General features: G+C 64.1%; 27 protein-coding genes. 17 read left to right on the forward strand and 10 right to left on the reverse strand.

Features of this window, described 5'->3' with window-relative positions; translation table 11 throughout:
• Positions 1 to 7: 7 nt before the first annotated feature.
• From napA to MTX21_RS21075, 8 genes are all read left to right on the forward strand, one after another.
• Positions 8 to 2,512, forward strand: a complete 2,505-nt coding sequence (gene napA / locus MTX21_RS21040) for a nitrate reductase catalytic subunit NapA (RefSeq protein ID WP_280966613.1) — start codon at positions 8 to 10, stop codon at positions 2,510 to 2,512.
• 2 nt (positions 2,513 to 2,514) lie between these two features.
• Positions 2,515 to 2,985, forward strand: coding sequence for a nitrate reductase cytochrome c-type subunit (locus MTX21_RS21045; RefSeq protein WP_280966614.1), 471 nt, complete (start codon positions 2,515 to 2,517; stop codon positions 2,983 to 2,985).
• Positions 2,982 to 3,635 carry a NapC/NirT family cytochrome c gene (locus MTX21_RS21050; RefSeq protein WP_280966615.1) on the forward strand — a complete coding sequence of 218 codons (654 nt, stop codon included), beginning with the start codon at positions 2,982 to 2,984 and terminating at the stop codon, positions 3,633 to 3,635. The genes MTX21_RS21045 and MTX21_RS21050 overlap by 4 nt, the downstream gene beginning before the upstream one ends.
• Positions 3,636 to 3,737: 102 nt before the next feature.
• A complete protein-coding gene (locus tag MTX21_RS21055; protein WP_280966616.1) occupies positions 3,738 to 4,853 on the forward strand; it encodes an ATP-dependent RecD-like DNA helicase in 1,116 nt (371 codons plus the stop codon).
• 416 nt (positions 4,854 to 5,269) lie between these two features.
• On the forward strand, positions 5,270 to 5,974 hold the full coding sequence (msrA, locus tag MTX21_RS21060) for a peptide-methionine (S)-S-oxide reductase MsrA (protein ID WP_280966617.1): 705 nt from the start codon (positions 5,270 to 5,272) through the stop codon (positions 5,972 to 5,974).
• 30 nt (positions 5,975 to 6,004) lie between these two features.
• Positions 6,005 to 6,424, forward strand: a complete 420-nt coding sequence (msrB, locus tag MTX21_RS21065; protein WP_280966618.1) for a peptide-methionine (R)-S-oxide reductase MsrB — start codon at positions 6,005 to 6,007, stop codon at positions 6,422 to 6,424.
• A 112-nt stretch (positions 6,425 to 6,536) separates the two neighbouring features.
• Positions 6,537 to 6,701, forward strand: a complete 165-nt coding sequence (locus tag MTX21_RS21070; protein WP_280966619.1) for a DUF3309 family protein — start codon at positions 6,537 to 6,539, stop codon at positions 6,699 to 6,701.
• Between the two features lie 214 nt (positions 6,702 to 6,915).
• The gene (locus tag MTX21_RS21075; RefSeq protein WP_280966620.1) at positions 6,916 to 7,203 is read left to right on the forward strand and encodes a hypothetical protein; all 288 of its coding nucleotides are present in this window, start codon (positions 6,916 to 6,918) and stop codon (positions 7,201 to 7,203) included.
• Between the two features lie 75 nt (positions 7,204 to 7,278).
• Here MTX21_RS21075 and MTX21_RS21080 read toward each other — a convergent pair whose 3' ends face one another.
• Together MTX21_RS21080 and MTX21_RS21085 are read right to left on the reverse strand one after the other, a co-directional pair.
• Positions 7,279 to 7,821 (reverse strand): DUF4112 domain-containing protein, encoded by a 543-nt coding sequence (locus MTX21_RS21080; protein WP_280966621.1) that lies wholly within the window; start codon positions 7,819 to 7,821, stop codon positions 7,279 to 7,281.
• 61 nt (positions 7,822 to 7,882) lie between these two features.
• Positions 7,883 to 8,308 (reverse strand): DUF5413 family protein, encoded by a 426-nt coding sequence (locus MTX21_RS21085; RefSeq protein ID WP_280966622.1) that lies wholly within the window; start codon positions 8,306 to 8,308, stop codon positions 7,883 to 7,885.
• A 178-nt stretch (positions 8,309 to 8,486) separates the two neighbouring features.
• On the opposite strand from MTX21_RS21085, the gene MTX21_RS21090 reads away from it, so the two are divergent.
• The 3 genes from MTX21_RS21090 (at position 8,487) to MTX21_RS21100 (ending at position 9,533) form a co-directional block, all read left to right on the forward strand.
• Positions 8,487 to 8,729 (forward strand): hypothetical protein, encoded by a 243-nt coding sequence (locus tag MTX21_RS21090; RefSeq protein ID WP_280966623.1) that lies wholly within the window; start codon positions 8,487 to 8,489, stop codon positions 8,727 to 8,729.
• Between the two features lie 37 nt (positions 8,730 to 8,766).
• Positions 8,767 to 8,997, forward strand: a complete 231-nt coding sequence (locus MTX21_RS21095; RefSeq protein WP_280966624.1) for a hypothetical protein — start codon at positions 8,767 to 8,769, stop codon at positions 8,995 to 8,997.
• Positions 8,998 to 9,257: 260 nt separating this feature from the next.
• Positions 9,258 to 9,533 carry a hypothetical protein gene (locus tag MTX21_RS21100; protein ID WP_341512242.1) on the forward strand — a complete coding sequence of 92 codons (276 nt, stop codon included), beginning with the start codon at positions 9,258 to 9,260 and terminating at the stop codon, positions 9,531 to 9,533.
• 274 nt (positions 9,534 to 9,807) lie between these two features.
• Here the strand turns inward: MTX21_RS21100 and MTX21_RS21105 are convergent, their stop codons facing one another.
• On the reverse strand, positions 9,808 to 11,406 hold the full coding sequence (locus MTX21_RS21105; RefSeq protein WP_280966625.1) for a hypothetical protein: 1,599 nt from the start codon (positions 11,404 to 11,406) through the stop codon (positions 9,808 to 9,810).
• 37 nt (positions 11,407 to 11,443) lie between these two features.
• Positions 11,444 to 12,736, reverse strand: a complete 1,293-nt coding sequence (locus MTX21_RS21110) for an adenylosuccinate synthase (protein WP_280966626.1) — start codon at positions 12,734 to 12,736, stop codon at positions 11,444 to 11,446.
• Positions 12,737 to 13,109: 373 nt separating this feature from the next.
• Here MTX21_RS21110 and MTX21_RS21115 point away from each other — a divergent pair, with 373 nt between their 5' ends.
• Positions 13,110 to 14,042, forward strand: a complete 933-nt coding sequence (locus tag MTX21_RS21115; protein ID WP_280966627.1) for a DMT family transporter — start codon at positions 13,110 to 13,112, stop codon at positions 14,040 to 14,042.
• A gap of 8 nt (positions 14,043 to 14,050) precedes the next feature.
• Here MTX21_RS21115 and MTX21_RS21120 read toward each other — a convergent pair whose 3' ends face one another.
• Positions 14,051 to 14,455: a hypothetical protein gene (locus MTX21_RS21120; RefSeq protein WP_280966628.1), complete on the reverse strand. Its 405-nt coding sequence runs from the start codon at positions 14,453 to 14,455 to the stop codon at positions 14,051 to 14,053.
• A 73-nt stretch (positions 14,456 to 14,528) separates the two neighbouring features.
• Between MTX21_RS21120 and MTX21_RS21125 the strand changes: the two genes are divergently transcribed.
• A complete protein-coding gene (locus MTX21_RS21125; RefSeq protein WP_280966629.1) occupies positions 14,529 to 15,167 on the forward strand; it encodes a TetR/AcrR family transcriptional regulator in 639 nt (212 codons plus the stop codon).
• Between the two features lie 198 nt (positions 15,168 to 15,365).
• On the opposite strand, the gene MTX21_RS21130 is transcribed toward MTX21_RS21125, so the two are convergent.
• The 3 genes from MTX21_RS21130 to MTX21_RS21140 form a co-directional block, all read right to left on the reverse strand.
• Positions 15,366 to 16,312, reverse strand: a protein-coding gene (locus tag MTX21_RS21130; protein WP_280965490.1) for an IS630 family transposase whose coding sequence is annotated in 2 segments (ribosomal slippage) — positions 15,366 to 15,971 and positions 15,974 to 16,312 — 945 coding nt in all. Because the reading frame shifts where the segments join, the coding sequence is not laid out codon by codon here.
• A gap of 413 nt (positions 16,313 to 16,725) precedes the next feature.
• Positions 16,726 to 17,907: an IS91 family transposase gene (locus tag MTX21_RS21135; RefSeq protein WP_280970930.1), complete on the reverse strand. Its 1,182-nt coding sequence runs from the start codon at positions 17,905 to 17,907 to the stop codon at positions 16,726 to 16,728.
• A 6-nt stretch (positions 17,908 to 17,913) separates the two neighbouring features.
• The gene (locus MTX21_RS21140) at positions 17,914 to 18,774 is read right to left on the reverse strand and encodes a site-specific integrase (protein WP_128943944.1); all 861 of its coding nucleotides are present in this window, start codon (positions 18,772 to 18,774) and stop codon (positions 17,914 to 17,916) included.
• Positions 18,775 to 18,984: 210 nt separating this feature from the next.
• Here MTX21_RS21140 and MTX21_RS21145 point away from each other — a divergent pair, with 210 nt between their 5' ends.
• On the forward strand, positions 18,985 to 19,473 hold the full coding sequence (locus MTX21_RS21145) for a DUF3800 domain-containing protein (protein WP_280966630.1): 489 nt from the start codon (positions 18,985 to 18,987) through the stop codon (positions 19,471 to 19,473).
• 49 nt (positions 19,474 to 19,522) lie between these two features.
• Complete coding sequence (locus tag MTX21_RS21150) at positions 19,523 to 20,002, forward strand: hypothetical protein (protein WP_280966631.1); 480 nt, start codon at positions 19,523 to 19,525, stop codon at positions 20,000 to 20,002.
• A gap of 174 nt (positions 20,003 to 20,176) precedes the next feature.
• Here MTX21_RS21150 and MTX21_RS21155 read toward each other — a convergent pair whose 3' ends face one another.
• Positions 20,177 to 20,578: a DUF1330 domain-containing protein gene (locus tag MTX21_RS21155; RefSeq protein WP_280966632.1), complete on the reverse strand. Its 402-nt coding sequence runs from the start codon at positions 20,576 to 20,578 to the stop codon at positions 20,177 to 20,179.
• Between the two features lie 92 nt (positions 20,579 to 20,670).
• Here MTX21_RS21155 and MTX21_RS21160 point away from each other — a divergent pair, with 92 nt between their 5' ends.
• Together MTX21_RS21160 and MTX21_RS21165 are read left to right on the forward strand one after the other, a co-directional pair.
• Positions 20,671 to 21,606 (forward strand): DMT family transporter, encoded by a 936-nt coding sequence (locus MTX21_RS21160; RefSeq protein ID WP_280966633.1) that lies wholly within the window; start codon positions 20,671 to 20,673, stop codon positions 21,604 to 21,606.
• Positions 21,607 to 21,846: 240 nt separating this feature from the next.
• Entirely contained in the window at positions 21,847 to 22,824 is a 978-nt protein-coding gene (locus MTX21_RS21165; RefSeq protein ID WP_280966634.1) for a tripartite tricarboxylate transporter substrate binding protein, read from the forward strand.
• A gap of 125 nt (positions 22,825 to 22,949) precedes the next feature.
• Here the strand turns inward: MTX21_RS21165 and MTX21_RS21170 are convergent, their stop codons facing one another.
• Positions 22,950 to 24,635 (reverse strand): methyl-accepting chemotaxis protein, encoded by a 1,686-nt coding sequence (locus MTX21_RS21170; protein ID WP_280966635.1) that lies wholly within the window; start codon positions 24,633 to 24,635, stop codon positions 22,950 to 22,952.
• Positions 24,636 to 24,700 lie beyond the last annotated feature (65 nt).

Genomic DNA, 24,700 nt, shown 5'->3' on the forward strand with positions numbered 1-24,700 from the left:
AGCCATCATGACGTCGCCCAAGCTCGACCGCCGCCAGATGCTGAAGCTCGAGGCCGCCGCAATCGCGGCCGCCGCCGCAGGAATGCCGGCGCCAGCTCTCGCCGCCAATCTCGTCTCCGAGCGCGACGCATCCGAATTGAAATGGGATAAGGCCGCCTGCCGCTTCTGCGGCACCGGCTGCTCGGTGATGGTCGCGACCAAGGACAACCGCGTCGTCGCCACCCATGGCGACATCAAGGCCGAGGTCAGTCGCGGCCTCAACTGCGTCAAGGGCTACTTCCTCTCCAAGATCATGTACGGCCACGACCGGCTGACGCAGCCGATGCTGCGCAAGACGAACGGCAAGTACGACAAGAACGGCGACTTCACGCCCGTCTCGTGGGACGAAGCCTTCGACATCATGGCCGAGAAGTGGAAGGACACGCTGAAAAAGCGCGGCCCGAGCGGCGTCGGCATGTTCGGCTCCGGCCAGTGGACGATCTGGGAAGGCTACGCTGCCTCGAAACTCTACAAGGCCGGCTTCCGCAGCAACAACATCGATCCCAATGCGCGCCACTGCATGGCCTCGGCGGTCGCCGGCATGATGCGCACCTTCGGCATCGACGAGCCGGCCGGCTGCTATGACGACATCGAAGCCACCGACGCCTTCGTGCTGTGGGGCTCCAACATGGCGGAGATGCACCCGATCCTGTGGACGCGCGTGGCCGACCGCCGGCTGTCCGCGCCGCATGTCCGTGTCGCCGTGCTCTCGACCTTCGAGCACCGCTCGTTCGACCTCGCCGATATCGGCATGGTGTTCGTGCCGCAGACCGATCTCTACATCCTCAACGCGATCGCCAACCACATCATCAAGACCGGCCGCGTCAACAAGGACTTCGTCGCCGCGCATACCGTGTTCAGGCGTGGCCAGACCGACATCGGTTATGGCCTGCGGCCCGACCATCCGCTGCAGAAGAAGGCGACCGGTGCGGCCAAGGCCAACGACTCCACCGAGATGAGCTACGAGGAGTTCGCAAAATTCGTGTCGGACTACACGCTGGAGAAAGCGGCAAAGATGTCCGGCGTGCCGCTCAATCGCCTCGAGGCGCTCGCCGAGCTCTATGCCGATCCCAAGACCAAGGTGGTCTCGTTCTGGACGATGGGGTTCAACCAGCACACCCGCGGCGTCTGGTGCAACAACCTCGTCTACAACATCCATCTGTTGACCGGAAAGATCTCGTCGGCCGGCAACAGCCCGTTCTCGCTGACGGGCCAGCCCTCGGCCTGCGGCACCGCGCGCGAGGTCGGCACCTTCTCGCACCGCCTGCCGGCCGACATGGTCGTCACCAACAAGGAGCACCGCGACAAGGCGGAGCACATCTGGAAGCTGCCCGAGGGCACCATTCCCGACAAGCCCGGCTATCACGCCGTGCTGCAAAGCCGGATGCTGCGCGACGGTCTGCTCAACGCCTATTGGGTACAGGTCAACAACAACCTGCAGGCAGGTCCCAACATCAACGAGGAGACCTATCCTGGCTTCCGCAACCCCGACAACTTCATCGTGGTCTCGGATGCCTATCCGACGGTGACGGCGCTCGCCGCCGACCTCATCCTGCCGACCGCGATGTGGGTGGAGAAGGAAGGCGCCTATGGCAATGCCGAGCGACGCACCCAGTTCTGGCACCAGCTCGTCACGGCACCGGGCGAATCCAAATCCGATCTCTGGCAGCTCATGGAGTTCTCCAAGCGCTTCAAGATCGAGGAGGTGTGGCCCGAGGAGCTGATCGTCAAGAAGCCGGACTATCGCGGCAAGACGCTGTTCGACGTGCTGTACAGGAACGGGCAGGTCGACAAATTTCCGACCTCCGAGATCGAGGAAGGCTACGCCAACGACGAATCCAAAGCGTTCGGCTTCTACGTGCAGAAAGGCCTGTTCGAGGAATACGCCTCCTTCGGCCGCGGCCACGGCCACGACCTCGCGCCGTTCGAGAGCTATCACCGCGAGCGCGGCCTGCGCTGGCCGGTGGTCAACGGCCAGGAGACGAAGTGGCGCTTCCGCGAGGGCAGCGATCCCTACGTCAAGCAGGGCACCGACGTGCAGTTCTACGGCTACCCGGACGGCAAGGCGCGCATCTTCGCGCTTCCTTTCGAGCCCGCGGCGGAATCGCCTGATAACGACTATCCCTACTGGCTCTCGACCGGCCGCGTGCTGGAGCACTGGCACTCCGGCACCATGACGCGCCGCGTGCCCGAGCTCTACAAGGCGTTCCCCGAAGCCGTGTGCTTCATGCATCCCGACGACGCCCAGGACGCAAAACTCCGCCGCGGCGACGAGGTGAAGGTGGTCTCGCGCCGCGGCTATATCCGAGCCCGCGTCGAGACCCGGGGCCGCGACCGGCCGCCGCGCGGATTGGTGTTCGTGCCGTGGTTCGACGAGTCCAAGCTGATCAACAAGGTGACGCTGGACGCCACTGATCCGATCTCGCTGCAAACCGATTTCAAGAAATGCGCCGTGCGCATCGAGCGGGTGTGACCATGCTGAAGCGAAGTGGAATTGTCCTGCTGGCGCTCGCGATTGCCGCGGGCGCAAGCGCGCTGACCGCGCAGACGGTGACCTCCGGCCTGCGCGGCCCTGCACCGCTCAACGACGAGGGTCCGGCGCCGCCGATGCTGCCGAACCGCAACACGTCCGAGAAGGAGGCGCGCAACTATCCGGAGCAGCCGCCGGTGATCCCGCACTCGATCGACGGCTACCAGATCGACCTCAACAGCAATAAATGCCTGTCCTGCCATGCACGCTCGCGCACGTCGGAGTCGCAGGCGCCGATGGTCTCCATCACGCACTTCATGGATCGCGACGGCCAGTTCCTCGCCTCGATCTCGCCGCGGCGCTTCTTCTGCACGGAGTGTCATGTGCCGCAGAACACTGCCACTCCGCCCGTCAGCAACGACTTCGTCGACATCGACACGCTGCTGTCGCGCGCAAGCCCCGGTGGCCGTCGATGACAACGGCCGCCGACGAACCCAATGCAAAGCCGGAGGCAAAGCGGAGCTTCCTCGCGCGGAGCTGGGATTTTGCGCTCGAACTCTGGCAGGTGCTGATCCGGCCGAGCTCGGTGTTCGGGCTCGGCGTGCTCGTGCTCGCCGGCTTCGCGGCGGGCGTGATCTTCTGGGGCGGCTTCAACACCGCGCTCGAATTGACCAACACCGAAAAATTCTGCACGAGCTGCCATGAGATGCGCGACAACGTCTTCGCCGAGCTGAAGTCGACCATCCACTTCACCAACCGCTCCGGCGTGCGCGCGACCTGCCCGGACTGCCACGTCCCGCATAACTGGACCGACAAGATCGCGCGCAAGATGCAGGCCTCCAAGGAGGTCTGGGGCAAGATTTTCGGTACGATCGACACCCGTGAGAAGTTCCTGGACCACCGGCTCGAGCTCGCGGCGCATGAATGGGCGCGCTTCAAGGCCAACGACTCCCTGGAGTGCCGCAACTGCCACAGCGCCGATTCCATGGACATCACGAAGCAATCGCCGCGGGCTTCGGTCGCGCACCAGCGCTTCCTGTTCACGGGCGAGAAGACCTGCATCGACTGCCACAAGGGCATCGCCCATCACCTGCCGGACATGCGCGGCGTTCCCGGCTGGCAGTAAGGTCCGCCGGAAGCAGGATTTGCGCCGCTTGAACCGGCGGTGCGAATGGTTAGTTTTGAGGGATCGCGAATCGCTTCGATTTCGCCCTCCTTCAAGACAAAAATGGCGACTTTCACCCCGCATCAGGATGCCGCGCTAAAAGCCGTTGGCGATTGGCTCAAGGCCAAGCCCGGCCGAGGCGGCACGCCGCCGATCTTCCGCCTGTTCGGCTTTGCCGGCACCGGCAAGACCACGCTGGCGCGGCACATTGCCGACGGCGTCGACGGCGAGGTGAAGTTCGCCGCCTTCACCGGCAAGGCCGCGCTGGTCATGCGCAACAAGGGCTGCGACAACGCCTCGACCATTCACTCGCTGATCTACCGCGCCCGCGAATCCGGCGAAGAGCAGCCGAGCTTCGAACTCTGGGACGACGCGCCCGCATCCAAGGCCAAGCTGATCGTGATCGACGAATGCTCGATGGTCGATGCCGAGCTCGGGCGCGACCTGATGTCGTTCGACTGCCCGCTGCTGGTGTTAGGTGATCCCGCGCAGCTTCCACCGATCCAGGGCGGCGGCTTCTTCACCAACACCGAGCCCGACGCAATGCTGACCGAGGTGCACCGCCAGGCTCAGGACGATCCGATCGTGCGGATGTCAATGGACGTTCGCGAGGGCCGCGAGCTCGAAATCGGCCGCCATGGCGAGAGCGAGGTGGTGTCGCGGAAAGAACTCGATCCCGACCGCGTCATGAGCGCCGACCAGATCCTGGTCGGCCGCAACAACACCCGCCGCGCCTACAACATGCGGGTGCGGCAGCGGCAGAACATCGAGGACCAGTTTCCCGTTGCCGGCGACAAGCTGGTGTGCCTGCGCAACAACCGCAAGAAGGGCTTGTTCAACGGCGGCCTGTGGCGCGTAAAGTCGCGCAATACCTCGCGCTCCAAATCGCGCATCCTCAGCATGCGGTTGTCGCCGGACGAAGACTTTGGACACAAGGTGACGAAGGTCTCCGTACGCGCCGACTGCTTCGAAGGCGGCATCGAGCAGATCGCCTGGGAGCAGCGCAAGCCCTATGACGAGTTCGACTACGGCTACGTGCTGACCGTGCACAAGTCGCAGGGCTCGCAATGGGACGACGTCGTGCTGTTCGACGAGAGCTTTGCGTTTCAAGACAGCCGGGCGCGATGGCTGTACACGGGCATCACGCGCGCGGCGAAGCGGTTGAGCGTGGTGGTGTGACGCTGCCGTAGGGTGGGCAAAGGCGCGAAGCGCCGTGCCCACCGTCCATCCAATGTGCCAACACATGGCGGGCACGCTTCGCTTTGCCCACCCTCCGGCTGCGGCGCTTGCGGCAAGGTCGCAGTCTCAAACTGGACAAGCGAAGCGCAGATCCAGGAACCATAACCAGGAGATTAGGTTTGGCGAAGACTCGGGGTTATCAGCTCGCGCCGCAACTTCTCCTGGGGTTATGGGCCTTCGCCGGGACGACACCGGATGTGGGCTCCTATCCGGCCGATTTCACGGACTCGTGTCCGCACTGATGTAACAAGCGTCCGGCCTGCCCGTATCTTCGGTGATTGAAAACGCCGCCGGGCCGGCTGTTCGCCCGACGTCAACGGTCCTAGACTGTCAGACCTTCCGCAAGAGGATATGCCATGCGCCGACCCGCACTCCTGTCCCTGCTCGCCGCCACCACCGCATTGACGCTGGCCTTTGCCATGCCGTCGAGGGCCGCGGAAGACGCGGTCGTGATCCCCGCCCCCACCGTGGATGCAACATCCGCGAGCGGCATCCAGACCGCCGTTGTCGCCGGCGGCTGCTTCTGGGGCGTGCAGGGCGTGTTCCAGCACACCGCGGGTGTCGTCAACGCCGTCTCCGGCTATGCCGGCGGCACCAAGGCGACCGCCGACTACCAGACCGTCTCGACCGGCACGACTGGGCACGCCGAGTCAGTCGAGATCAAGTACGACCCGAAGAAGATCTCCTATGGCAAGATCCTCCAGATCTACTTCTCGGTGGTGCACGACCCGACCCAGCTCAACCGCCAGGGCCCCGATGTCGGCACGCAGTATCGCTCGGCGATCTTCACGACCTCCGACGAGCAGAAGAAGGTCGCGGAGGCCTATATCGCCCAGCTCAACGACGCCAAGGTGTTCAGGAAACCGATCGTCACCAAGGTCGGCGCGCTGGAGGCGTTCTATCCGGCGGAAGCCTATCACCAGGACTATCTGACCCTGCACCCGCACCAGCCCTACATCGCCTATAACGACATCCCGAAGGTCGAGAACCTGAAAAAGCTGTTCGCGGATAACTATATCGAGAAGCCGACGCTGGTGAATTCCAGCAAGGCCACCAACTGATCGTCACTCACGTAAGTCAACGGGAGAGCCATGCCCGACGCCAAGACGAAAGCCACAGAAGACAAGGTCATCAAGAGCGAGGAGCAGTGGCGGCGCGAATTGTCGCCGATGCAGTACGCCGTACTGCGCGAAAAGGCGACCGAGCGTCCCTTCTCGGGCGAATATGAGCACGAGCATCGTCCCGGCACCTACGTCTGCGCCGGCTGCGGCAACGTGCTGTTCGAATCCGATGCCAAGTTCGATTCCGGCTGCGGCTGGCCGAGCTTCACCCAGCCCGCGGTCGAGAGCCATATCGACGAGGAGCGGGATACGAGCCACGGGATGATCCGCACCGAAGTGCTGTGCTCCAAGTGCGCCGGCCATCTCGGCCACGTCTTCCCCGACGGTCCGGGACCGACGGGGCTGCGCTACTGCATCAACTCCGCGGCGCTGAAGCTCAAGCCGCGATGAGGTCTCGCCCCGCCATTGGCGGTTCCGCGATGGAACCCGATGGCGGGATGTGCTTTTCTCTCCTGGCGGTGCGGCCGATTAGCGCAGCCCGGCGGCCGCCAGGGAGGATGCCATGACGCTTGGGACCATCCTGATCATCCTTGTGATCATCTATCTCGTCGGCGGCCTGTGGGGCCGGATCGGCGGCTATGGCTATGGCATGGGCCATTCCGGCATGGGGATTGGCGGCCTCGTGCTGGTGGTGCTGGTCGTGCTGCTGCTTCTTGGCAAAATTTAATCCAAGCAAGCCATTGATATTGTTATATTTATTTTGGATGCGGAGCTGGCATGCGCAGATTCATCATCTCCGTTCGCAGGGGTCGCAATTCTGTCAAATCGGCCTATATTAGAGAACGAGAATGACATGCACGGCGGGCTCGCCCGATTGCGGCCTTCGCCCTCTCAAACCCCACGCGCTTAAAGCCCCAGAGAAGATCACGAGGTCTTTGACCATGCGTCCAATGCGTCCGTTCAACTTCAACACCTCCGCCGAGCTGTTTCCTGCCGCGATCCGCAAGAAGAAGCGTGCAGGCTTCACCTATCGGCGCTTCGGCACCGCGGCGGAAGCCGTGCGCTTTGCGATCGAGGAGTTGCCGACGGATTCGTTGAACGGCGCCTATCTCCAGGTTGAGGAAGCCCGGTTCGACCAGAATGGCATCCGCTCGCTCTATGAGAGCGAGGCCTTCCCTCTGCCGCGCCGTCGCAAGTCGGCAGCAAACGCCGACGCCGACGCGGCGTAAGTTTCTTCGCAAGCCTCCGATGTGCGCTCAAAGCGCGATGGCCGAAAGGTCGTCGCGCTTTTTGTGTTTTGAGCCTCACATCCGAGGCTGCTTGTCGAGCCAGCGGCGCAACAGGCGCACGTTGCGCATGTTGGCGCGGAACATGACGTCGAAGGCGTCGCCCGCGAACGGGACCATGCCGACCACGCCGTCGACCGCGACATTGCCGAGCATGCGCGCGGTGATGTACCAGGGCGCGCCCAGCGCACGCGCCTCGCGCACCAGCCACAGCGAGATCGCGGTGGTGATGATATCGCCGACAACGGGGATCAGCCCGATCAGGCCGTCGATGCCATAGCGGATGTTGGTGCCGGGCAGAATGAAGGCGATGTCGAGCAGCTTTGCGATCGCCTCGAGCCGCGCCAGCCGCTGCTCCCGCGTCAGATTGCCGAACGGGTTGGCTTGACCGAATTCGAAGCGAAACTCGCGAAAGCCCTGCTCCAGAGTTTCGGGCCGGATCTCATGCCCCTCCTCGTCGATGATCGGCCCGCGCGCCTCGGCGCCTGAGAAAGTCGCGCGCGAGGTGCGCCCCGGCCGGGGACCGCGCCTTACAAGACTATCATCGTCGGACATGGTCATCGCCTGATGGAAACGCGCTCGTGCGGCCAGGGTTGCGGCGGCGCGTCCAAGGGCCGCGCGCTCAGGTTGGCGCCGCCGCCGGCTGCGGCTCTTCGACGAATCTGTGCACGAGCCAGGACGACACCGCCGCCGGCACGAAGCCGACCAGGCCGTACAGGACGAACTGCACGGCGCCCGAGTCCGGTCCGCGCGAGCTGTAAGTCAGCGAGGCCAGGATGAAGGCGAACAGGCCGACCAGCAGAATGCGCAGCACCGGACCGATCCGCCTGACGTGGATCAGGATGTCGTCCACCGCGCCGATCATCAGCGACGGCAGGAAGCCGAACAGGTAGCTGTATTGCAGGGTCTTGAAGAACACCACGAACAGCTTGCCGATCTCGCCGAGACTGGTCTGCGCCCAGTAGCCGGACTGATAGGTCGTCGTCAGCAAGAGCAGGAACCCGCCCAGGAACGGACCGACGAGCGCAAAGATCACATAGCGTTTCATCAAATACCCCTCACTCTGCGCACTTTATAACAGCGGGGCGGCGAACTTGGATAGCGGGGGTTGCAAGATGCGCCTCGCGCCCGCCGGCCCCGCACTCCGGCAAGGGGGAACAACTGGCAAGCGGACGAGTTCTGACAGGACCTGAAATTCGCGCCTCCTGGCAGATTGGGACCCGCCGATGCCCCGGAAACTCCTCCTGACGATGATTGCGATGATGGCCTCGAGCGGCTTGTCGAGCGCGCCGGCGCTCGCGCAAGGTCATGCCGGGACGCCGCAGGAGCAAAACGCCTGCTCGCGTGATGCCTCGCGTCTCTGCCGCAAGGACCTCGGCAATGACAATGCGGTGCAGAGCTGCCTGCAGGCCAACCGGAGCAGGCTGTCGAGGTCTTGCCGCAAGGTGTTCGAGAGCCACGGCATGTGAGGATACGGCCCTCCCCCGAAGATCGGAGACTTCAGCCATGCTGCGCGACGAAGAGCTTTCGATCCTGCGGGACATTAGTCAGTCCGTCGCCTTTGCCGACGATAGGCACGGCAAGATCGGACAATTGATCGCCGACGGCTATGTGATGAAGGACGGCGATCTGTTCGAGCTTACCGCGAAGGGCGTTACTGCGATCGAAGAACACGCCGCGGCGCTCGCGGAGAACGAAGCGGAGCAAGCATCCGCGCCATCCTATCGCCTCGTCTGACGCCGCACGCCGCGTTCTGCGTGACGAACGCGCAACAATTGCGAATTCCTTTTCATCCGCCATTGCAGCTTCGTGACAATCGCGCATACTTCGCTCGGGCGGCGCAGCACTTTCGATTCGAACACCAGAAGTAATCGAGCGACCACATGCCAGGACAGGTTTCCCGGCGTGACGGCTGTGACGTGCGGCAGAGCAAACCGCGTGCGGCGCCCCAAAAACAAAGCAATCAACGCCTTGCGGAACTTGGGGACGCATCAGCCATGACACGCTACCAATCGATTGCCACGCTCGTGGCCTTCGCCACCACTGCCATCGCATTCCAGACCTCACCCGGTCTCGCCTTCTCACCCGAAGCGCAACAGATGTGTTCGGGCGATGCCATGCGGCTTTGTTCCAGCGAGATTCCCGACATCCCGCGGATCACCGCCTGCATGGTGAGGAACAAGGCGCATGTCAGCCCAGGCTGCCGCGCCGTGATGGACCGCGAGCACGCCGCCGCCGCGGCCGCACGCAAGCGGGAAGCCGCGGCGCAATAAGACCCGATCGATTTCGATTGGATCGCCGCTAACGAGGGTGGCTCGCCTTACCCTTACCTCTCCCGTCGGGAGAGGTCGGATCGCATCGAAAGATGCGATCCGGGTGAGAGGTTGAGGTCTCACTGAGCGCTGCGGCCCCTCGCCCGGATTGCACTGGACGATGCTTCGCATCGCCATGCGCGATCCGACCTCTCCCCCGCTGGGGAGAGGTGAAGACCGACCTACGCTGCGGCTGAGATTTAATCCAACCACGCCTTGATTCAGGCGCGACTTGCTACTCGCCCCATTGCGCGAACGCGTCGTTGAAGGCGCGCTCGCCCGGGGCGCCCTTCTCGATCGCGATGATGGCGCGGCGCTGGTTGGCATAGACCAGCGGCACGTCGAACCAGGAGCGTTCCTTCAGGAGCTGGATGTTGCGCGTGCGGTCGGCATCGACATTGGAGAGGCCGACTAGGAAGAAGCCGTCGGTGACCTTGACCGCCAGCCCTGCGAGCGGGGTGCCGCGCGCCTGCTCGTTCGACTTCATCAGGATGCCGGGAACGTTGGAGACGCTGCCACCGGGGAAATCCTGCGGCAGGATGAAGGTCAGTTCCGCGGTGTGGCTCGCCGGCAGCGACGAATCGGTGTTGCGGCGGAACGACATCGTCATCTTGAACTTGCGATCGGGAATTTCGATGTCGGCGCGCACGGCGACATCGGCCTTCTGGTTGCCGGACGCCTTGATCGGCTCGAGCCGCCACACCACCGAGCCGACATATTGCTTACCCTTGGGATCGGACGGATCCTCGTCATAGAGCACAACCTTCTGCGCCACCGGCGCGACCGGCTGGTCGCTCGCCGACGGCTGGCCGACGCGATCCGGGATCTTCGGCTTGCTCTGCGGCTGGGAGGTATCCTTCGGCGCCTCCACGACCTGGGTGGGCGACGACTTGAACAGCCCGCTCGCGATCTGGACCAGCGGCTTGCCCCAGAGGATGCCGGCGCCGACCAGGATCAGCACGATGCCGACGGCGATCGCGCTCTTGAACGGGAAGGCCGAGCGGGAGCGGACGCGCTTCTTGACGTCGCGATCGGGCGCGACGCGCGAGCGCGACGACGGCGGCTGCGGCGCGTAGCGCTCGGCCTCCTCGAGCGATTCATCGTAGGAATAAGGCGCGTCCTGCTCGCCGGCGCGGTTCTCCAGGCTCGGTTCGAGCCGGTCGAATTCCGGCGAGGGCGAGGGCACGTTGGCGTAGGTGCGGCGCGCGGCACGGTTGGCCTGCGCGGCGGCGCCGCCGAGATCGTTGACATCAGCGGTGATGTCGCGGAAGCCGCGCACGCCCGGCGACTGCGGCGGCGGCGGCCCGGCTTCCGGCCCGCGGCGTGCGGCACGGTCACGCGGAGCCTCCGGCATTGGCGACGGCGGACCCGGCTGGCGCGGCGCGTCGAAACGCGGGGCGCGCGCGTGACGCTGGGTGTCGCGGTCGTCCTGATCATCGCCGCCGAGTGGCGGGCGATCGTTGCGCGGCGGCGGCACCGCCGGACGGGCGCGCGGCGGGCCAGCCGGTGAAGCCGCGGGCGGATTGCCCTCGGCGGTGCGGGCACTGGCCCGGCGGAAGGCATCGCCGCTGCCGCCACGCCCACCGCTGGCGCCGCCAGGGCGGGACGCTTCGCGCGCGCGCTGGGCAGCCTCTGATTCGACCTTGCGCACGGCCTCTTCGAGCGACAGCCGTTCGCGGGTGATCTCCGATTCGGACAGCGGCGGCTGCACGCTGCGGAGCTGGGCGATCAAGGCCGTGCGCGCCCGCTCATAGAGCGCACGACGGCTTTCGCCGGGAGCGTTGGGGTCCAGGGCGGCAATAGCGCGGGCGATCAGCGGATAGTAATCAGCCATTTCAACTCAACTATACGCACGTCCCGGTAAGATATCGTTAAGCCTCAAACGGATTTTGCACCAGGATAGTATCTTCGCGTTCGGGGCTCGTGGAAAGCAGCGCGACCGGGCATCCCACCAATTCCTCGATCCGGCGGACATATTTAATGGCCTGGGCCGGCAGGTCCGCCCACGACCGTGCATTGGCGGTCGGCTCTTTCCAGCCTTCGATCGTCTCGTAGATCGGCTCGACCCGGGCCTGGGCGCCCTCGCCGGCCGGGAAATGGTCGATCTCCTTGCCGTCGAGGCGATAGCCGGTGCAGACCTCGATCGTGTCGAAGCCGTCCAGAATGTCGAGCTTGGTCAGCGCCAAACCGTTGATGCCGCAGGTGCGGACGGCCTGGCGGACCAGCACGGCGTCGAACCAGCCGCAACGGCGCGGACGGCCGGTATTGGTGCCGAACTCGCGGCCGCGCTCGCCGATCCTGCGGCCGGTCTCGTTGTCCTGCTCGGTCGGGAACGGGCCCTGGCCGACCCGGGTGGTGTAGGCCTTGCACAGACCCAGGACATAGCCGACCGCGCCGGGCCCGAGGCCGGCGCCGGTCGCGGCCTGCGCCGCCACCGTGTTGGACGAGGTCACGTAAGGATAGGTGCCGTGATCGACGTCGAGCAGGGCTCCCTGCGCCCCCTCGAACAGCATGCGCTTGCCCTCGCGCCGCTTGATGTCGAGCAGCCGCCACACCGTCTCGGCATAGGGCAGAAGCTGCGGCGCCAGCGCGCTGAGCTCGCGCAGGATCTCCTTGCCGTCGAACTCCGGCAGATTGAGGCCGCGGCGCAGCGCATTATGGTGCGCCAGCAGGCGGTCGATCTTGTGCGGGAGCGTGTCGAGGTCGGCGAGGTCCATCAGGCGGATGGCGCGGCGGCCGACCTTGTCCTCATAGGCGGGGCCGATGCCGCGGCGGGTGGTGCCGATCGCGGTGGCCACGTTGGCGGATTCGCGATGCGCGTCGAGCTCGCGGTGCAGCGGCAGGATCAGGGTCACGTTCTCGGCGATGCGCAGATTGTCCGGAGAGACCGCGACACCCTGGGCCCGGAGCTTGGTCACCTCGTCGAGGAAGGCCTGCGCGTCGAACACGACGCCGTTGCCGATCACCGACAGCTTGTGCTCGCGCAGCACGCCCGAGGGCAGCAGCGCGAGCTTGTAGGTCACGCCGTTGATGACCAGCGTATGGCCGGCGTTATGGCCGCCCTGGAAGCGGACGACGATGTCGGCCTGCTCAGACAACCAATCGACGATCTTGCCTTTTCCTTCGTCGCCCCACTGGGCGCCGACGACGACAACATTGGCCATTCGCGGGTAATCCCTTTGAAGATTTTAGATGCGCCCAGCCCAATCCACGGCCGGGGCCGCTCGCACGCGAGGCAGCCAACCGGATAAAGGAAGCAGCCTCTCTAAGCAAGCAAGAAGGCGGCTTTTTCGAGATCCTAAACGCTATTTAAGCCTTTGATATCCCCGGAAAATCCGGAGGCCCTCCGGAGCCTCCCGCCGACCCCGACCAAAGCGCTAGATGCAGCATCTACCGCTGCATGGTCGCGATGCATCCCGCCCCCATTGATGCAACCTCGATTTCCGTGTCTTTGGACGGAGCCGGGGTTGCGAACCGGCCCGGACAGCGCCGGGCCGGCGGCCCCGGCGCCATCCACGCGGGGCCATAACAATCGCAATGTCCGCCACCGGCCAGACCACGGGCACTGAGGCGTCCGGTCACAACTGGATCGCCAACCAGCCTTATCTCCTCCTCAGCATCACCGCGCTGTGCTGGGCCGGCAATGCCATCGTCGGGCGGCTCGCGGCCGGCCATATCCCGCCGGTGACGCTGTCGTTCCTGCGCTGGTCTTTCGCCTTCCTGCTGGTGCTGCCGTTCGCCTGGAAGCATCTCGTTCAGGACTGGCCCGCGATCCGGAGCAAGCTCGGGCTGATGATCGTGCTGTCGATCACCGGCATCGGCGCCTTCAACACGCTGCAATATTGGGCGCTGGAGCACACCCAGGCGCTCAACACGCTGCTGTTGCAATCGGCCGCACCGCTGGTCGTGGCGCTGTGGTCGCTGATCATCCTCGGCATCCGCCTCACCGCCGCACAGGCCTTCGGCGTGCTGCTCTCGATGTGCGGCGTGCTGATGATCCTGCTGCACGGCGACTTCACCACGCTGTCGAACGTCGAGTTCAACAAGGGCGATCTGATCTTCATCGTCGCGCTGATCTTCTTCGCGCTCTATTCGGTGCTGACGTTGAAGCGGCCGGCGATGCACGGACTGTCGTTCCTCGCCTTCACCTTCGGCGCCGGTGCCGCCTGCCTGGTGCCGCTGGAGATCTGGGAGCTGTTCGCACGTCCCGTGATGAAGCTCGACGGACCGAACCTGCTGACGCTGTTCTACGTCGCCGTCTTTCCCTCGACGCTCGCTTATCTCTGCTTCAACCGCGGGGTACGCCTGATCGGGGCCAACCGCGCTGCCCCGTTCTTCCACGTGGTGCCGGTGTTCGGCTCGATCATGGCGATGGCGTTCCTCGGCGAACGCCCGCAGACCTTCCACTTCATCGGCTTCGCGCTGGTGCTGTCCGGCGTGTTCGTAGCTTCGCGCAAGCAGGCCACTTAAGACCGCTTTCAGATATAGCGCGCGGCGCCCATGCAGAGCGCGGTGATGCCGAGCAGCCCCGCCGCCACGCGCTGTGCGGTCGCGATGCGCGCACGCATAGCCGCTGGATCGCCGGCGCCGCGGCGCAAGGTTAGGACCGCGCGGGGGCCGATCGCCGCCTGCACGCCGACCGCGATCAGCGCACAAGCCGAGCCAAGCGCGAGCACCTGCTCGGTCGTGCCGAAGTTGCCGGCGTGAACGAGGTGGCCAAGATAGCCGCCGGTCAAAATCGCAATCATCGCCGCACCGAGTTGCGGAAAGACGAGCTGCTCGCCGGCGGCGCCGCCGATGCGCGCCAGCGCAAAGCTTGATCCGGCCCAGAACACGGACGACAAGACATGAAGCGACAGAGCGATCACGAGGGCAGTCTGCATGGCAAGCTCCAAACCGGCTTCTAAATTGGATTTACAATATGTATAGTCAATGCGTCAAGATGAAGGCAGGGCAATGCCGAAACGCAGCTATGTGAGCCCGGCACGAGCGTCGGCGGCGGCGGAGACGCGCGAGCGCATCATCGCGGCCGGCGCACGGCTGTTGCGGAAGGATGCCAGCATCGCGAACTTCTCGCTCGACGTGGTCGCGAAGGAGGCCGGTGTCACGCGGCTGACCGTCTACAACCAGTTCGGGTCGCGTCGCGGACTGCTAGAGGCCGTGTTCGACGACATCGCACGCCAGGGCGGGCTGTTCGAGCTCGCTGAGGTGATGACGATGGCGGACCCGCGGAACGCGCTCGACCGCATCGTCACGATCTTCTGCACCTTCTGGGCTCACGACCCCGCCATCGGCGGGCTGAATCAAGCGATCGCGACCGATCCCGAGTTCGGCGCGGCCCTGGTCGCGCGCAACGAGCGCCGGCGGGAGCTGCTGACCGGGCTTGTCACGCGCATCACGGAGAAACGCGCGGTCAAGCGAGCCGTGCAGGACGCGGTCGACCTGATCTTCGTGCTGACGAGCTATCCAACTTTTGCGGCGCTGAGCCCGCAGCGCTCGACCGCGGAGGTCTGCCGCTTGTTGCAGACGGCGTGCCACGCGGCCATCGACGCGTTGACGCCGGAGGCGCGTGGAGGTGCGGAGCGGAGGAAGTAAGAGTCACCACGACGGCGCCTTCCTCTTCCTTCTCCCTTCTTTAAGGTGGCGCGAACGAAGTTCGCGCGGGGAAGCGATGGCAGCGATCAACAAACGATTTCCTTGTTAAATCAATTACTTGCCAGACATGATCGCGCAGGACGTCGGATAGCGACCTAAGCCGCTTTGCGACGTTTCTGTTAATAGAGCGGTTCCCGATCAGGTTGGTTCGTATCCAGCGGCTGCGAAGTAGTTGGCGCATTCGCGCGGCGTGAAGCGATCGAGGCAGCGTCCGATTGCGTTCCACAAGCCTTCGACGGTGCGCTCGGCGGCCCTGCGCAGCAGCGCTTTCAGCTTGGCGAAGGCGTTCTCGATGGGATTGAGGTCGGGACTGTAGGGCGGGAGATAGAGGAGCTTTGCGCCGGCAGCCTCGATCGCTGCGCGCACGCCTGCGCCCTTGTGGCTGCCGAGATTGTCCATGACGACGATATCTCCTTCCCGCAATTCTGGAACGAGCACCTGGTCCACATAAGCCTGGAAGGCGAGCCCGTTGATCGGCCCATCGAGAACCATCGGCGCGACCATGCCCGACAGGCGCAGGCCTGCAACAAAGGTCGTTGTCTTCCAGTGGCCGTGCGGAATGGAGGCCCGCAGCCGCTCGCCGCGGGGCGCACGCCCGCGCGGGCGTGCCATGTTGGTTGACGCCCATGTCTCGTCAATGAAGATGAGCTTGTCAGGATCGAGGCCAATCTGGCCGTCGACCCACTCTTCTCGCTTCTTCAGGACGTCCGGCCGCTCTTGCTCAGTGGCGTATACAGTCTTTTTTTGAGCGTGATCTTGCGACGCTGGAAGAAGCGCGACAACGCGGAGACGCTGAAAGCGTGTCCATCGGCGGCGAGCGCCGCCTTCAGTTCCTCCAATGTGCTGTCGGGCTTGGCCGCAATCAGCGCGAGGATGCGTTCAGCTTGCGCTTCGATCGCCTGCGAGCGTCGATCGCCGCCCTGTGGCTTCGGCGTCACTTCGCCCGTCTCGCGCGCTTGCGCCATCCAGCGGATCGCACTCGACACGCCCACTCGAAAGTGCGCAGCGGCCTCCCGACACGACATGCCGCCCGCAACGGCGGCAACCACACGCTTGCGGAGATCAATCGAAAGAGGTGGCGCCATGCCCGCCGGCCTCCTTCGCCAGCAGGCAGTTTGAATCAGAACCGGCGTGATTTGGGAATCTTGAGGGTTCTGTGAGGTCGCGTGGCAGGCGCGAGCCGCGCGCTCTGTCGTGCGTGCGACCTCATAGAAGCCGGATTGAACGAAGCTGCGGAGTTGTGGGCGCTATGGGAATAGTGCAGCGGGTGCGGCTGCTGGGAAGGCGCTCCTGTGGTCGCCGCGCGTCGGCGAGACATTCATCGGATGTGAGCAGCCCGTTTGATAGGGCCAAGGGCGCGATCCAGCGAGCGACTTGCTGCGCTGGGATGCGTTGCCGAACGATTGGCGTGGTGTTCGGTGACGAGCGCGGCCGCGGCGACTTCGGACGTTGCCACCGCGAAGGTGATCACAGAGGAGGTGGATGGTGCAGGCGCTGGTCATGACGTATCACAACGAAACGGATGGTCGCGGGCGCAGGCTCGCGGGACGACATCGACGCGCCGCATGGTGCCGCCACAATGCGGGCAGACGGGGATCTTCCATTTGGTGAGGGGATCGTCGCCGGCTTCTTGATCAGTCGGAGGGTTGCGGACAGTAAGGAGTTGACGGCAGAAGGCGATTTTATCGCTGCGTCCGCCATTGGCGAGGAAACCATAGTGGCGGATGCGGTGGAAGCCGTCCGGCAGGGTGTGCAGGAGAAAGCGACGAATGAACTCATCGGCATTAAGCGTCATCACTTTGGCTTTGCGATTCTGCCGATAGTCCTTCCAGGAAAAGCTGACCTTGCCGTCGGCAAGCGAGATCAGCCGGCTGTTGGCGATGGCGACGCGATGCGTATAGCGGCCGAGATAAGCCAGCACCTGTTCGGGGCCGCCGAATGGCGGCTTGGCATAGACGACCCAGTCGGTCCGTCGGAGTTGAGCGAGGCGTTGGGTGAACGCGGCGGGATCCGCCAGATGCGCGAGATCGCCAAAGAAACCCAACTGGCCAGCCGCGAAGGCAGCTTGCAGCTCTTGCAGAAACAGGCGGCGGAACAACCGGGAGAGGACGCGTACTGGCAGGAAGAAGCCGGGCCGGCAAGCGACCCAGCGTGTGCCGTCGAGCGAGGGTCCACCGCCGGGCACGACGCAGTGGAGATGCGGATGGTGTTGCAGGGTCTGGCCCCAGGTGTGGAGGACGGCGGTCACGCCGAGCTGAGCGCCGAGATGCTTGGGGTCGGCCGCGATGGTGGCGAGCGTCTCGGCCGCGCAGCGGAACAGGATGGCGTAGACGACGGCCTTGTTCTGGAAGGCGATCTCTCCGGCGGGGGCCGGCAGGGTGAAGACGACGTGGAAATACGGTACGGGAAGGAGTTCGGCTTGCCGTTCGGCGAGCCATTGCGCGCGCGCCGCGCCCTGGCACTTCGGGCAATGCCGATTGCGACAGGAGTTGTAGGCAATGCGTGTGGCGCCGCAGTCATCGCACTGCTCGACGTGGCCGCCGAGCACAGCCGTCCGGCATGCCGTGATCGCGCCCATGACGCGCCGCTCGACGCGGCCCAGATGCTCGGCACGGGCTTGCCGAAACGCTTCGCCGTGGCGGCGGAAGATATCCGCCACTTCCAGAACCGGAGCCATCAGGTCCGCTCAGCCGGGCGGCACGACCTCCAGGCGGAGCCGGTCAAGCGGACTTGGCGTATTGCTGATGGTCTTGGTGGCGACTTGGGTATAGCGCGCCGTGCTGGCCAGACTGGCATGACCGAGCAGCACCTGGATGATGCGCACGTCGGCCCCGTTCTCCAGGAGATGGGTCGCGAATGTGTGCCGCAGCGTATGCACTGTCACCGACTTGCTCAAGCCGGCCGCAGCGCAGGCTGAACGGCAGGCGGCGTGCAGCACGTTGGGGACGAGCGGACGCTCGTCGTCTCGGCCGGGAAACAGCCATCGCTTTGGCCGAGTGAGCCGCCAATACGTCCGCAGAATCCTCAAAAGCTGCGGCGAGAGCATAACGTAACGGTCCTTGCCGCCCTTGCCGTGCTCGACCCGGATCAACATCCGTTGGCTATCAATGTCGACAACCTTCAAGAGGACCACTTCCGATACGCGCAAGCCTGCGGCATAGACGGTGGTCAGCGCGGTACGGCTCTTGAGGCTTGGGATTGCTTCCAGGAAGCGCACGACCTCGTCGGCGCTCAGCACGACCGGCAGTTTGCGCGGTTTACGCGCATAGGCGATGCGCTCCGGAACGGTGTCATGACCAAGGGTCACACCGTAGAAGAACCGCAGTGCGCAAACGATCTGGTTCAGCGCCGGCCAGGACATCCCCGTCGCAACCAGATGAACCTGGAAGGCACGGATATCCTCCAGGTCGAGGCGGTCAGGAGAACGACCGAAATATCGGCTCAACTTCGCTACGGCGTTGAGGTAGGATTGCTGCGTCGCCGGTGACAGATTGCGGACCGTCATGTCCTCGATCATGCGGCGGCGAAGTGGGCTGATCTCAGCCATCGGAAAACCTCCTGTCTAAAGGGTTGGGCTTCGAAAACCCGCAATCCTCTCAGACAGGAGGCAATCCTTGCTACGCCTCCCTACATGCCGCGCCAGCGGCTTCGTTCAATCCCTAACGATTCAATTTGGTCGGGAACCGCTCTAGCGGCCACCGCGCAAGACCTAAACGGATTGATTCAATTGTTGCAGACACGCCATAGTTGCGCGCTAATGGCGACTCAAATCCCTGCCCCCTATTACATTGCTTACATTGATGAGGCGGGCGACGCAGGACTGAAGGCTGTGCGCCCCATCGATCCGGTTGGCGCCACGGAATGGCTGTGCCTTGGTGCGGTGCTTATCAGAGCAAAGCATGAGTCCGAGGTGCAGAACTGGGTTCGAACAATCCTGTCCAAGATCGGAAGTAAGCGCAGTGATCTTCATTATAGGCATTTGTCGGCCGCTCAAAAGCGGACCGCGCTAGAGATGATCGCTCAGCTTCCCATTCGTGGATTCGTGCTTGCATCGAACAAAAAGAACATGCGCCGCTATCGTAATGAACGAGCGGAGCACGCCGGTGCGCAGCAATGGTTTTACAACTACTGTCTTCGTCTACTTCTGGAACGCGTAACAGACTTCTGTCATCGGCACGCCACTAAGGATCGAGCAAACAATCGCTTCGTGAAGATCATGTATAGCGAGCGGAGCATCCATTCCTAATGGCCTTAAGATCGGACACAGCACCGGCGACTTAAGATACTCGATCAATTTGGGCCTGAAGCTTCGAAATGCGGGCAAAATCCCTATTATTGCTCCGTACCTGCGCATCAAAGGGTCGTTCTGGGGCGTCGCTAACAACGTGTCGGATATTGTAAGGCCTCGCGCCGCGGCGGAAGAAATGATCGGCTTTTACGCAACGCGTGATACTCTCATTCACGTAGGCGACGAGATGACGCTTGCCGAACGGAGTACGGGTTTAGATTTTCGCTATACTGGCCAGCGGGACCTTCCATCAGCGATTGCCTTGCTTCGGAAGGATGGCTCCGAACAGAACTATCGGATGCTTCCTTTTGGCGAGATGACGACCCCGCTTAGAGACGCGACGGATCGGCTGGTCGAGGCTTCTGGTGTTTATGGCGCGGAAAACGCCCCGGTGACACCATTCAAGCTAACTATAGATAAACAGTCGTTGCTCGACCTTTTCTGTCGTGACGCAGGTATTGCAGCCCAGCTTTCTCAGCAAGCCTGACCTTATGCAACGCTGCAACCAAGTCGCTGTCCTCGCGCTGTTCCGCGGGATCACATACCGAGAAATTCGTGTGCGGAGAAAGCCCCGTCTCGCCGCTATCGCGGCGAGCCACCCTCTCCCACAAGGGGAGAGGGAAAAGACCGTGCCGTACGACAATAACCTGAATATCGCGCGTCAACGCACCTTGAACTTGCTGTACGCCTCGTTCGTCGCAATGATCACATGCTCGGCGCAGGCGTTGCGGCGGTGCGGGTCGGCCTCTGCCTCGTAGGCTTGTGACGTCATCATGTCGAGGAAGGCCGCGACTGACGGATAGTAAACCAGTGCGACGAAATCCCAGCCATTGCCCTGGTGGGGGCCGAGCGCAATGGCCTTTGCCTCGCCGGTCCAGAGCAGCGTGCCGCCGCGCGCCTTGATCATCGGCACGGTGATTGCGCTGTAGCGCAAGTAGGCGTCCCAGCCGGACCCGTCACCGTCGCGCGAGCGCGCGTTGAAGCGCATCAGGTTCAGCATCACCACCGGGGCATGTCGATCGAGCTGCTCCAGGCCTTCGATGTTCAACATATTAACCGCCAATGACACCTCCTCAGGTCTGCTTGCATTGTAGCATTGCGGCCGCGTGACTTGTGCTGCAACGAGAATCCGGCGCAAGCTCGCATCGAACGCCAATGACGATTGCTTCGCCCGCGCCACCGGCCTCGAATCCGGCCAGTTGGCTCAATAATCAGCCTTACCTGTTGTTGAGCCTGAGCTCGCTGTTCTGGGCCGGCAACATCGTGCTCGCGCGCCATGTCGGCGCGCATGTGCCGCCGCTGACGGTGACCACGATCCGCTGGTTCGGCGTGTTCCTGATCCTCTTGCCGTTCGCCTGGCCGCATCTCAAGCGCGACTGGCCAAGCTTGCGCAAGAGCCTGCCGCTGATGCTGTTTTTGTCGCTGGTCGGCTTCGCCTTCAACAACGCGATCTCCTACTGGGCCATGCAATACACGGAGGCGCTGAACGCGCTGCTGATCCAGTCGGCCGGACCGCTGTTCGTGGCGCTGTGGTCGCTGGTGCTGTTCGGGGTGCGGCTGACGGGTGCGCAGCTTGCCGGCATCGCGATCTCGCTCGCAGGGGTGCTGATCATCATCCTGCGCGGCGACCTGTCGGCGCTCGCAGGCATCAGCTTCAACCGCGGCGACATCATGTTCGCGTCCTCGCTGGTTGCCTTCGGGATCTACTCCGCCTTCATCCCGCGCCGGCCGAAGATCCACCAGCTCTCGTTCCTGTCTTTCACCACCTGCTGCGGCGCGACGATGCTGCTGCCCACGGCGGTTTGGGAAGCCTGGAGCGGCAACGTCCTGCAATTCGATGCGCTGACGCTGGCGACACTGGCCTACATCCTGATCTTCCCCTCGACGCTCGCCTATCTCTTCTTCAACCGCGGCGTGGCGCTGATCGGACCGAACCGCGCCGCGCCGTTCTTCCATCTGGTGCCGGTGTTCGGTTCGGCGATGGCCATCCTCTTGCTCGGCGAGAAGCTCCAGCCCTTTCACCTGATCGGCTATGCGCTGGTGCTCGCGGGCGTCGTGATCGCGTCGCGGCAGGGCTCCGCGGTGAAGTAATTCCGCGCCGCGGATGCGGGGCAAGTCGCGTGTCCCGGACGCGGCGCGGCATGCAATGACGCGACGCTGAGCCGGGACCGAGATTGCCGCAAGTATGGGCCCCGGTTCAGCAGCGCATCACGCCGCGAAGGGCGCACTGCGCCGCGCCGGGGCACGAGACCTGGCGACAAACTCACACCTTCCGATTTCAACGAGGAGACGCTAGGTTCCCGGCCAACGAAAAAGAGGGAACGTCCAGACATGCTGTCATCGCTGATTTCTGTCATCCGCACCGCCGGCGCTGCTGCGCTGTGTCTTGCCGCCGCATCTGCCGCGCAGGCCGACACTTATCCCAGCCGCAACATCACGCTGGTGCTGCCGTTCGCGGCCGGCAGCGGCACCGATACGACGACGCGGCTGATCTCCCAGCATCTGTCGCAGGCGCTCGGCGTCGGCATCGTCATCGAGAACAAGGCGGGCGCCAATGGCATGATCGCCGCGACCTATGTCGCGCGCGCTGCACCGGACGGCTACACGCTGCTGGTGACCACCAACACCACGCATTCGGCCAATCCCTACCTGCTGAAGAGCCTGACCTACGATCCCGTGAAGGACTTCACCCCGATCGCGCGCACCGGGGACCTGCCCTTCATGCTGGTCATCAATCCGGAAGTGCCAGCCAAGAGCGTCGGCGAGCTCGTCGCCTATGGCAAGGCCAATCCGGGCAAGCTGAGCTACGCCTCGGGCTCGTCTTCGGCGATCGTGTCGGGCGCAACCTTTGCGCATAATGCCGGGCTCGACCTGCTGCACGTGCCCTACAAGAGTTCGCCGCCGGCGCTCAACGACGTCATGGGCGGCCGCGTCTCGATGATGTTCGTCGACATTCTCACCGGCCTTCCCCACGTCAACGGCAACGCGCTCAAGGCGCTCGCCGTCACCACCAAGGACCGCTCGCCGCTGGTGCCGAATCTGCCCTCGATGCAGGAGGCCGGGGTGCCGGACTTCGACATCTCGTCATGGCAGGGCTATTTCGGCCCGGCCGGCATGCCGAAGGAGATCGTGACCCGGCTCAACGCCGAGATCAGGAAGATCATCGAGAAGCCGGAGATCAAGGCCCAGCTTGCGACCCTCGGCATGGATGCCTTCTCCGGCACGCCGGAAGAGCTCGGCACCTTCGTGGGCGAGCAGCTCGTGCTGTGGGAAAAGCTGATCAAGAACGCGGGGATCGAGAAGCAGTGAGGGCGGCCACCTACTCCGCCATCGCCCGGCTTGACCGGGCGATCCAGTACTCCGAGACGGTCGTGATTGAATCGATAAGCCGCGGCTACCGCATGCCCCGCCTTCGCGGGGCATGACCGAAGTGCTTACGCCGCCCGCACCTTGGCGAGGAAGCCGTCGACCGCGCTGCGCAGCGCACCGGACTGGTTGTCCAACTCGCGGGCGTTGGAGAGCACGTCGGTGGCCGCGCTGCCCGTCGCCTCCGCAGCCGAGGTGACGCTGCCGATATGGGCGTTGATCTCGCTCGAGCCGGCCGCGACCGACTGGATGTTGCGGGCGATCTCGCGCGTGGCCTCGCCCTGCTGCTCGATGGATGCCGAAATGCCGGCGGTGATCTCGCTCATCTCGGCGATGGTCTGGGTGATGCCGGCGATGGCGGACACTGCGTCGCTGGTCGAGGTCTGCATCGCCGCGACCTGGGCCGAGATTTCCTCGGTCGCCTTGGCGGTCTGGTTGGCGAGCGCCTTGACCTCGGAGGCGACGACCGCGAAGCCGCGACCGGATTCGCCGGCACGCGCCGCCTCGATGGTGGCGTTGAGCGCCAAGAGGTTGGTCTGCGCCGCGATCGAGTGAATCAGCTTGACCACCTCGCCGATCTTCTCGGCGCCGGAGGAGAGCACCTGCACTGTGGCGTTGGTGCGCTCGGCATCGCTGACGGCCTTGCTCGCAACTTCCGTGGACCGCGTCACCTGGCGGGAGATTTCCGCGACCGAACTCGACAATTCTTCGGCGGCGGCCGCAACCGTGCCGACATTGCCGGAAGCCTTTTGCGAAGCCGCACCGACGGTCGCGGCCCGCGCGCTGGCGTCGCTCGCGGTGGCGGTCATCGACTGCGCCGTGGTCTGCATGCCGGCCGCGGCCGAGGAGACCGAGCGGACGATGCCGTTGACGCTGCGTTCGAAGTCGCTGGCGATATCTTCCATCGCGCTGCGTCGTTCCGCCGCGGCGCGCTCTTTGGCCTGAGCCTCGGTCTGCTCGAGGTCGCGGATGCGAATCGCGTTGTCCTTGAAGATCTGGACGGTCGACGCCATCGCGCCAACCTCGTCGCCGCGGCCGACGCCGGGGATGTCGCCCTCGAGCTTGCCGTCGACAAGCTCCTTCATGCGCGTGCCGAGCAGCGCCAGCGGATGACTGATGCTGCGGCCGAGCAGCCAGGCGACGCTGCCGGCGACGATCACGATGCCGAGCACGGAGAGGCCGAGCAGCCAGTAGACCGGCCCCATCTTCTCGTCGATGTCGTCGAGATAGGCGCCGGTGCCGAGATACATCTCGAAACCGGGGACCGCGACGGCGTAGCCGAGCTTGCGGATCGGCTTCTCCTGGCCGGGCTTCACATATTCATAGAAGAGAAGGATATCGCCGTGGGCCTTGACGCCATCCATGATCTCACGGGAGAGCTTTCGCCCGTTGGTCTCGACGTCCATGCGGTTGGCGCCGATCTGCTTCGGATCGGGCGCGAGCTGCGTGATGCCGTCATAGGTGGTGCCGAACAGATATCCGGAGCCCTTGTCGTAGGTCATCGCATTGCCGTAACGGCGGAGTTCCGCGAGCGCGGCATCCTTCGTCATTTCGCCGGCGTTGACCCGCTTCATCAAGGTTGCCGCGTAGTTGCGGGCCAGCTCGACGATGGCCTTGGTCTGATCGATGCGCGCATGCACCATCTCGCGCTTCATCAGATAACCGGCGAGAACCCCGGAGATGCACAGACCGAACAAGGTGACGCCGACAAGAATGCCGAGCTTGGGGGCGATCTTCAGATTGCTCAACTTCACGGGAGGCTCCGAGGCAAAAGGGATACGGCACGCGAGTGAATCGATACAAATTGAATCAACTTCTA

This window comes from Bradyrhizobium sp. ISRA430 (genome assembly GCF_029909975.1).
Classification (GTDB): Bacteria; Pseudomonadota; Alphaproteobacteria; order Rhizobiales; family Xanthobacteraceae; genus Bradyrhizobium.

Excerpts from the sequence above, each read along its gene's own strand:
- napA (WP_280966613.1), top strand. The coding sequence starts at position 8 with ATGACGTCGCCCAAGCTCGACCGCCGCCAGATGCTGAAGCTCGAGGCC.
- MTX21_RS21045 (WP_280966614.1), top strand. The coding sequence starts at position 2,515 with ATGCTGAAGCGAAGTGGAATTGTCCTGCTGGCGCTCGCGATTGCCGCG.
- MTX21_RS21050 (WP_280966615.1), top strand. The coding sequence starts at position 2,982 with ATGACAACGGCCGCCGACGAACCCAATGCAAAGCCGGAGGCAAAGCGG.
- MTX21_RS21055 (WP_280966616.1), top strand. The coding sequence starts at position 3,738 with ATGGCGACTTTCACCCCGCATCAGGATGCCGCGCTAAAAGCCGTTGGC.
- msrA (WP_280966617.1), top strand. The coding sequence starts at position 5,270 with ATGCGCCGACCCGCACTCCTGTCCCTGCTCGCCGCCACCACCGCATTG.
- msrB (WP_280966618.1), top strand. The coding sequence starts at position 6,005 with ATGCCCGACGCCAAGACGAAAGCCACAGAAGACAAGGTCATCAAGAGC.
- MTX21_RS21070 (WP_280966619.1), top strand. The coding sequence starts at position 6,537 with ATGACGCTTGGGACCATCCTGATCATCCTTGTGATCATCTATCTCGTC.
- MTX21_RS21075 (WP_280966620.1), top strand. The coding sequence starts at position 6,916 with ATGCGTCCAATGCGTCCGTTCAACTTCAACACCTCCGCCGAGCTGTTT.
- MTX21_RS21080 (WP_280966621.1), bottom strand. The coding sequence starts at position 7,821 with ATGACCATGTCCGACGATGATAGTCTTGTAAGGCGCGGTCCCCGGCCG.
- MTX21_RS21085 (WP_280966622.1), bottom strand. The coding sequence starts at position 8,308 with ATGAAACGCTATGTGATCTTTGCGCTCGTCGGTCCGTTCCTGGGCGGG.
- MTX21_RS21090 (WP_280966623.1), top strand. The coding sequence starts at position 8,487 with ATGCCCCGGAAACTCCTCCTGACGATGATTGCGATGATGGCCTCGAGC.
- MTX21_RS21095 (WP_280966624.1), top strand. The coding sequence starts at position 8,767 with ATGCTGCGCGACGAAGAGCTTTCGATCCTGCGGGACATTAGTCAGTCC.
- MTX21_RS21100 (WP_341512242.1), top strand. The coding sequence starts at position 9,258 with ATGACACGCTACCAATCGATTGCCACGCTCGTGGCCTTCGCCACCACT.
- MTX21_RS21105 (WP_280966625.1), bottom strand. The coding sequence starts at position 11,406 with ATGGCTGATTACTATCCGCTGATCGCCCGCGCTATTGCCGCCCTGGAC.
- MTX21_RS21110 (WP_280966626.1), bottom strand. The coding sequence starts at position 12,736 with ATGGCCAATGTTGTCGTCGTCGGCGCCCAGTGGGGCGACGAAGGAAAA.
- MTX21_RS21115 (WP_280966627.1), top strand. The coding sequence starts at position 13,110 with ATGTCCGCCACCGGCCAGACCACGGGCACTGAGGCGTCCGGTCACAAC.
- MTX21_RS21120 (WP_280966628.1), bottom strand. The coding sequence starts at position 14,455 with ATGCAGACTGCCCTCGTGATCGCTCTGTCGCTTCATGTCTTGTCGTCC.
- MTX21_RS21125 (WP_280966629.1), top strand. The coding sequence starts at position 14,529 with ATGCCGAAACGCAGCTATGTGAGCCCGGCACGAGCGTCGGCGGCGGCG.
- MTX21_RS21140 (WP_128943944.1), bottom strand. The coding sequence starts at position 18,774 with ATGGCTGAGATCAGCCCACTTCGCCGCCGCATGATCGAGGACATGACG.
- MTX21_RS21145 (WP_280966630.1), top strand. The coding sequence starts at position 18,985 with ATGGCGACTCAAATCCCTGCCCCCTATTACATTGCTTACATTGATGAG.
- MTX21_RS21160 (WP_280966633.1), top strand. The coding sequence starts at position 20,671 with ATGACGATTGCTTCGCCCGCGCCACCGGCCTCGAATCCGGCCAGTTGG.
- MTX21_RS21165 (WP_280966634.1), top strand. The coding sequence starts at position 21,847 with ATGCTGTCATCGCTGATTTCTGTCATCCGCACCGCCGGCGCTGCTGCG.